Source organism: Staphylococcus pseudintermedius, from assembly GCF_001792775.2.
Taxonomy (GTDB): Bacteria; Bacillota; Bacilli; order Staphylococcales; family Staphylococcaceae; genus Staphylococcus; species Staphylococcus pseudintermedius.
On the sequence record NZ_MLGE02000022.1, the window covers coordinates 25,712 to 33,558 of the forward strand.

Annotated in this window: 6 protein-coding genes and 2 rRNA genes; 5 read left to right on the forward strand and 3 right to left on the reverse strand. The window is 40.1% G+C overall.

The features are described from left to right. The first annotated feature begins 14 nt into the window (after positions 1–14). Genes BJK46_RS11585 through ilvA form a run of 5 tightly spaced genes read left to right on the forward strand, consistent with a single transcriptional unit; the run spans position 15 to position 5,823 of the window. Complete coding sequence (locus BJK46_RS11585) at positions 15–1,547, forward strand: 2-isopropylmalate synthase (RefSeq protein WP_103263668.1); 1,533 nt, start codon at positions 15–17, stop codon at positions 1,545–1,547. Beyond that, on the forward strand, positions 1,544–2,593 hold the full coding sequence (gene leuB / locus BJK46_RS11590; RefSeq protein ID WP_020219955.1) for a 3-isopropylmalate dehydrogenase: 1,050 nt from the start codon (positions 1,544–1,546) through the stop codon (positions 2,591–2,593). Before BJK46_RS11585 ends, leuB begins: the two co-directional genes overlap by 4 nt. Positions 2,594–2,596: 3 nt before the next feature. Further along, positions 2,597–3,970 (forward strand): 3-isopropylmalate dehydratase large subunit, encoded by a 1,374-nt coding sequence (leuC, locus tag BJK46_RS11595; RefSeq protein WP_037542560.1) that lies wholly within the window; start codon positions 2,597–2,599, stop codon positions 3,968–3,970. Beyond that, positions 3,970–4,542: a 3-isopropylmalate dehydratase small subunit gene (gene leuD / locus BJK46_RS11600; protein ID WP_014613388.1), complete on the forward strand. Its 573-nt coding sequence runs from the start codon at positions 3,970–3,972 to the stop codon at positions 4,540–4,542. The genes leuC and leuD overlap by 1 nt, the downstream gene beginning before the upstream one ends. 12 nt (positions 4,543–4,554) lie before the next feature. After that, on the forward strand, positions 4,555–5,823 hold the full coding sequence (gene ilvA, locus BJK46_RS11605; protein WP_014613387.1) for a threonine ammonia-lyase IlvA: 1,269 nt from the start codon (positions 4,555–4,557) through the stop codon (positions 5,821–5,823). Positions 5,824–5,892: 69 nt separating this feature from the next. Here the strand turns inward: ilvA and BJK46_RS11610 are convergent, their stop codons facing one another. The 3 genes from BJK46_RS11610 to BJK46_RS11620 form a co-directional block, all read right to left on the reverse strand. Continuing rightward, the gene (locus BJK46_RS11610) at positions 5,893–7,053 is read right to left on the reverse strand and encodes an MFS transporter (RefSeq protein ID WP_103263669.1); all 1,161 of its coding nucleotides are present in this window, start codon (positions 7,051–7,053) and stop codon (positions 5,893–5,895) included. Between the two features lie 408 nt (positions 7,054–7,461). Further along, a 5S ribosomal RNA gene (gene rrf / locus BJK46_RS11615) occupies positions 7,462–7,576 on the reverse strand. A gap of 78 nt (positions 7,577–7,654) precedes the next feature. Beyond that, positions 7,655–7,847 (reverse strand): 23S ribosomal RNA (locus tag BJK46_RS11620); the annotation flags it as partial.

Genomic DNA, 7,847 nt, shown 5'->3' on the forward strand with positions numbered 1-7,847 from the left:
AGGAGTGAATGAAAATGTCTAGTCATATTCAGATTTTTGATACTACACTACGCGATGGCGAACAAACACCAGGCGTCAGCTTTTCCTTTGAAGAACGATTAAAACTGGCCGAACAACTCGAAAAATGGGGTGTCGATGTTATTGAGGCTGGCTTTCCCGCTTCAAGTCAAGGCAGCTTTGATTCTGTACAAGCAATCGCTCGAACGTTAAAACATACCACTGTTACAGGTTTAGCACGTTGCTTAAAGTCTGATATCGATGCCGTATACGAAGCGACAAAAGATGCCGTTTCCCCTTCTATCCATGTCTTTATTGCAACGAGCCCTATTCACTTAGAGTCAAAGCTTCATATGACGGAAGCTGAAGTGCTCGAAGCGATAACGACACATGTGAGTTATGCAAAAGAACGTTTTGATATCGTTCAATTTTCACCAGAGGATGCGACACGGACACCGTTGCCATTCTTAATCCAAAGTGTACAAACTGCAGTAGATGCAGGGGCAACTGTTATCAATATTCCTGATACGGTGGGCTATACGTATCCAACTGAATATGGCAACATTTTCAAAGCACTCACAGAAAAAATCAAGTCGGAAGTCCCAATTACGTACAGTGCCCATTGTCATGATGACCTTGGCTTAGCTGTAGCAAATAGCATGGCTGCCATCGAAAATGGTGCGACACGTATTGAAGGAACGGTCAATGGGATTGGTGAACGTGCCGGAAATACTGCACTTGAAGAGGTCGTATTAGGTTTATACGTCCGTCAAGATCATTATCAAATTCAAACGCAAATTCAACTCGAATTGACGAAGCAAACTTCTGATATGGTCGCACGCTATGCTGGATTGAGAGTACCACGTAATAAAGCGATTGTCGGGAAAAATGCGTTTAGTCATGAGTCTGGTATACATCAAGATGGTTTCTTGAAAAACCCGGAAACGTACGAAATTATGACCCCAAAACTCGTTGGTGTGAAAAAAACGGAACTGCCACTGGGAAAATTATCAGGTAAACATGCGTTCCAGGATAAATTGAAACAACTCGGATATGACATTGATTTAGAAGAGCAAAAAGTATTGTTTAAAGCGTTTAAAGGGATTGCCGACAAGAAAAAACACGTCACTGATCAAGATATTCACGCATTGATTCAAAATAGTGAGCATGATAAACATGTCGCCTACCATCTTGAAACACTACAGCTTCAATTTGTATCGAATGGCCTTCAAAGTGCTGTTGTGGTCGTTCGCGATAATGATGATCAACATTATCAAGATTCTAGTATTGGTACCGGCTCCATTGTTGCGATTTATAATGCGGTCGATCGTATTTTCAATGTCGAATCTGTACTGTTAGATTATCGTATTGATGCCGTGTCTGAAGGCCGCGATGCACAAGCTGAAGTTCATGTACAAGTAGAAGTCAATGGCCAAGAATATGTAGGTGTTGGTTTTGACCACGATATTTTATATGCCTCATGCAAAGCCTATGTTGAAGCGATAAGTAAATCGGTGCAATCCATTCAAAAAGAAGGTGTCGCACAATGACTTTTAAAATTGTAGCTTTACCTGGCGATGGCATTGGACCAGAAATTATGTCAGGTACATTGGATTGTTTGGACGCACTTGCATCTCAAGTTGATTTTGATTATACGGTGGACAGTTATGCGATGGGAGGTTGTGCCATTGATCAATATGGCACGCCCCTACCTGATGCAACATTAGATGCTTGTCAACGTGCAGATGCTATTTTACTCGGTGCGATTGGTGGCCCTCAATGGACGAACCCACAATGTCGTCCTGAACAAGGTTTACTGAATTTGCGAAAAGCATTGAATTTATATGCCAATATTCGACCTACACGTGTGACAACAGACATGGCGTATTTATCACCGTTAAAGCAATCCATTGTCGAAAATACCGACCTTGTTATCGTTAGAGAGTTGACGAGTGGCATCTACTTTGGCGAGCCACGCTACCTGAAAGACGATGAAGCACGTGATTCAATGACTTATACGAAAGAGGAAATTATACGCATTGCGCATGTCGGTTTTCAATTGGCTCAATCACGTCGCCAAAAGCTCACATCTGTTGATAAAGAAAATGTACTTGCCAGCAGTCAATTGTGGCGTCGTACTGTTAATGAAGTCGCTGAACAATATCCTGACGTTACGGTCGAACATTTACTTGTTGATGCATGTAGTATGCATTTAATCAAACGACCTGCTGATTTTGATGTTATCATCACTGAAAATTTATTTGGCGATATTCTAAGTGATGAAGCGTCGATGCTACCTGGTTCACTAGGACTCTCCCCTTCCGCAAGTTTTAGTGAAGGTGGACCAAAATTATACGAACCGATTCATGGCTCAGCACCTGACATCGCCGGTCAAAATAAAGCCAATCCGTTTGGCATGTTGTTGTCACTCGCTATGTGTTTACGAGAATCAGCTGAACGAGATGATATGGCAACAATTATTGAAACAACGGTCGATACATTAATAGCTAAAGGGATCACAACAGCTGATCTTGGGGGGCAATACGGCACTACGGACATTTTCAAACATTTTAAAGCATTCATTAAGGGGGCATAACGAATGGGGCGTACACTTTTCGATAAAATTTGGGACCAACATACGATTACCGGGCAACAAGGTGAACCGCAATTGTTATACATTGATTTGCATTTGATACATGAGGTGACGTCACCGCAAGCATTTGAAGGGCTCAGAATGCAAAAACGAACTTTACGAAGACCTGATTTAACGTTTGGCACATTAGATCACAATGTACCAACGGTCGATATTTTCAACATTAAAGATGATATCGCAAACAAGCAAATTCAAGCGTTACAACAAAACTGTAAAGACTTTAACGTCACATTGTTTGATATGGGCTCTGATGAACAAGGTATCGTACATATGGTCGGACCTGAAATGGGGTTAACGCAACCGGGTAAAACGATTGTTTGTGGCGACTCCCATACTGCAACACACGGCGCATTCGGTGCGATTGCGTTCGGTATCGGGACGAGTGAAGTTGAGCATGTATTTGCTACACAAACGCTATGGCAAACGAAACCGAAAAATTTAAAAATTAACGTAACCGGGCAACTTCCTAAAGGTGTTTATGCGAAAGACATTATTTTGCATTTAATCAATCAACACGGCGTTGACTTTGGTACAGGTTATGCACTGGAATTTGCTGGAGAAACGATTCGCAATTTGTCGATGGAGGGTCGTATGACAATTTGTAATATGGCGATTGAAGCAGGTGCAAAATACGGACTGATTCAACCAGATAACACGACTTTTGCATACCTTGAAGGACGTCGTTACGCACAAAACATTGAGGACAAACTTGATGATTGGCGTAAACTATACAGTGATGACGACGCGCAATTCGATAAAATCATTGAATTAGATGTGACAGCATTAGAACCACAAGTCACTTGGGGCACGAGTCCTGAAATGGGTGTCAGCTTTAGTACACCATTCCCAGAGATTCAAAATGTCAATGACGAACGTGCGTATCAATATATGGGCTTAAAACCAGGTCAACTTGCGACAGATATTCCGTTAGGCTATGTGTTCCTCGGTTCATGTACGAATGCACGTATTTCCGATTTAGTTGAAGCCAGTCACATCGTCAAAGGTAATCAAGTACACGAAAACATTACAGCGATTGTCGTACCTGGCTCACGTCAAGTAAAGAAAGAGGCTGAAGCCATGGGCCTAGATACAATTTTTAAAGATGCTGGTTTTGAATGGAGAGAACCTGGATGCAGCATGTGTCTCGGTATGAACCCCGACCAAGTGCCAGCTGGTGTCCACTGTGCGTCAACGAGTAACCGTAACTTCGAAGGCCGTCAAGGTAAAGGTGCAAGAACACATCTGGTATCCCCTGCTATGGCTGCAGCTGCGGCAATTCACGGACGCTTTGTCGATGTGAGAAAGGTGGTTGAAGCGTGATGGAAATTAAAGCAATTACACAATATTCGGGCAAAACGGTCCCATTATTTCATGACAATATTGATACCGATCAAATCATTCCGAAAGTCCATTTAAAGCGGATATCTAAAACAGGTTACGGCCCTTTTCTCTTTGATGAATGGCGTTATTTAGAAGACGGTTCAGATAATCCTAATTTCGTCTTAAATCAACCTGAATATGAAGGGGCATCCATTTTAATTACCGGTGACAATTTCGGTTGTGGTTCGAGTCGTGAGCATGCCGCATGGGCGTTAAAAGATTTCGGTTTTCAAGTGATTATTGCGGAAAGTTTCAGTGACATTTTTTATATGAACTGTACGAAAAATGCACTGTTGCCGATTCGACTTGACCGTGCATCACGAGAAGCGATTGCGCGTTATCCTGAAATCACAATTGACTTGCCACAACAAATCATCCAAACACCCGAGCAAAATTATCACTTTGACATTGATGAAACGTGGAAAGAAAAACTTGTGAATGGCTTAGATGATATTGCTATCACATTAAAATATGAAGCATTAATCAAAGACTATGAACTAAAACATACTTAAGGAGTGGGAACAATGTCTGTAAAAACTACACCTGTTCAAGCCCAAGATGTTGAAGATGCATTTTTACGTCTCAACACAATTGTTAAAGAAACACCATTGGAAAAGGATCATTATTTATCGCTCAAATATGATTGTAATGTATATTTAAAGCGCGAAGATCTTCAATGGGTGCGTTCATTTAAACTACGTGGCGCTTACAATGCCATTGCTGTATTACCAGAAGAAAAGAGAAACCAAGGTATCACATGTGCAAGTGCCGGAAACCATGCGCAAGGTGTCGCGTTTACAGCCAAATACCTCAACTTACATGCGGTTATCTTCATGCCTGTGACAACACCAAAACAAAAAGTCAATCAAGTTCAATTTTTCGGTGGTGACAACGTTGAAATTAAACTAGAGGGCGATACATTTGATGATTGCTTAAAGTCGGCGCTGAGTTATACTGAACAACACGATATGACTTTCATTGATCCGTTTAATAATGTGCATACGATCGCTGGTCAAGGGACATTAGCAAAAGAAATGATCGAAGCGGCAAAAACGGACAATATCACAATTGATTATGTGTTCGGCGCTATTGGTGGTGGCGGGCTTATGTCAGGTGTAGCGACTTATTTTAAAGCACATTCCCCTTCTACCAAACTGATTGGTGTGGAACCATTAGGCGCGAGCAGTATGTATCAATCCGTACAAGCAGGCGAAGTGGTGACATTGGACAATATCGATAAATTTGTCGATGGCGCTTCTGTCGCACGTGTGGGTGAAATTACATTTAACATTTGTCGTAAAGCATTAGATGATTATGTGCAAATTGACGAAGGGGCTGTTTGTTCAACTATTTTAGACATGTATTCGAAACAAGCCATCGTTGCAGAACCTGCCGGCGCATTAAGCGTCAGCGCCCTAGAACAATACCAAGATCAAATTAAAGGGAAAAATGTCGTCTGTATCGTTTCTGGAGGGAATAACGATATTAACCGAATGAAAGAAATTGAAGAACGTTCATTATTATACGAAGAAATGAAGCATTACTTTATTTTAAATTTCCCACAACGTCCAGGGGCACTCAGACAATTCGTGAATGATGTGCTTGGACCACACGATGATATTACCAAGTTCGAATATCTGAAGAAGTCTTCTCAAAATACCGGAACTGTCATTATCGGCATTCAACTTCAAAATAGAGCAGACCTAGACACGCTCATTCGTAACGTCAATCAATTTGACCCTAAAAACATTTATATTAACGAAAACAAAATGCTGTATTCGTTATTAATTTAAGATGATTCAAAAGGAGCAAACTTGAGAGAACCAGCTCTCACATTTGCTCCTTTTTAAAATTTTGAGATATTAGTCAAATTGATACTTTCTCATAGCGATACTAAATCCAGTTAAGACGACGAGCATCAATATCGCATCAATCATAAAAACTTGTGCGGCATTATCATTAAGGATAAACCCAAAAAAGCTCAGTGAAACAGGTATAATCGCTTGTGCAATAGATGAATTCAGCGAAAAGACGCGCCCTTTATATTCGTCCTCTACTGCCTTCTGTAAATAGACGCCATAAGGTGTATTAATAATTGGTAAACTTACACCAATCAACATATATGTCGCAATCAGAAAGATAAATGACGTCAAATTTTGATGTGGGTACAATAAAAAGACGCCAAGTGAAAATAAAGTGACAATTTCAATCAAAATTCCAATCTTATAAAATAATGTGACCCCTCTTTTCACAGGATAAATCGACATCACAAATGACACTAAAAATAGCGCAATCGTGTAACCTGATTCAATCATCCCAAACTGTGTCGATTTAAGATGCAACTGTTGTATCGCAATAATCGGTACGCCAACAACTATGACATTGATTAAAAAGTTGTTTAACATCGCACAAACGAGAAATGTCATAATTTCTTTTTTCTTTACTAAGTATTGCACACCTTCTTTAAAAGAGTGCACGAACTGACTTTTCATTTGTTGGTGATTAATAATTGGTAATGATTGTATAAGAATAATCGAAATCGCTTCAGTAAGCATATTCATCATCCCGATGACTTGCAGCGGTATAAATGCAATGACAATGCCCCCAATGATTGGAGAAACAAAGCTTGTCAATGTCGACACCGTTTGTCTAATCGATATCACACGCTCTAAATTGTCTGTCACGATACGTTGTAAGTTTTTCTGAATAATGACAGAGTTTATCCCATCAGGAACCGTTAATAAGAGACCTAAACAAATAATCATATATACATTGTCATCGTATAACAAAGAAAAAATGATCAGTGCAGCCACACTTGATAATTGAGAGTACAAAATTAACCGTTTATTGTTGACTGAGTCTATAAATACACCACTAATTGGCGTAGAAAGTATGGTTGTGATCACAATCAAAGTTAAATAAATACTGTACAAATAACTATTTTCTGTGTTTTTCAAAATATGGAAGGCACAAGCGAAACTGAAGACACTTGAACCAATGGTAGAAATAAAACCAAAGATGATTAATTTTTAAGCATTACGTGTCAAAGTGTGACACCTCCAAACTTTATATTCTTGATGCCTGTGCGAATCGTGTAATGGAGGTTATTTAGTACAATGGAATAGTAGTTTAAATTTTCTTAATATTGCGCCAACTGATATCTGTATTATATTTTATTTTATAAGATCGCACAAGTATCAGTTAGGTTGAAGTTGAAAACATGTCATAGTGACAGGTTTTGCGCTCTAAGAAGATATTGTAAACAATCGTTACACACTGAGAGGATGACGGGAATATAGGCAATAGATGAACAAAGGTATTGATTGAGGGGGATCACATTTCATCTCTATGTGTGATGCGGATGACAGGAACCCTTTACGGTATTTAAAAAGCCCCGAAACAATAATGATTGCTTCGAAGCTTTTGAAATAACCTGGCACCGTCCTACTCTCGCGGAACGTAAATCCGACTACCATCGGCGCTAAAGAGCTTAACTTCTGTGTTCGGCATGGGAACAGGTGTGACCTCTTTGCCATTGGCACCAGATTAAGTTGTTGAATGTTATACATTCAAAACTAGATAGTAAGTATATTTATCACAAGCATTACCTTATGAACAATTATGTTGATTAAGTCTTCGATCGATTAGTATTCGTCAGCTCCACGTATCGCTACGCTTCCACCTCGAACCTATTCACCTCATCGTCTTTGAGGGATCTTATAACCGAAGTTGGGAAATCTCATCTCGAGGGGGGCTTCATGCTTAGATGCTTTCAGCACTTATCCCGTCCATACATAGCTACCCAGCTATGCCGTTG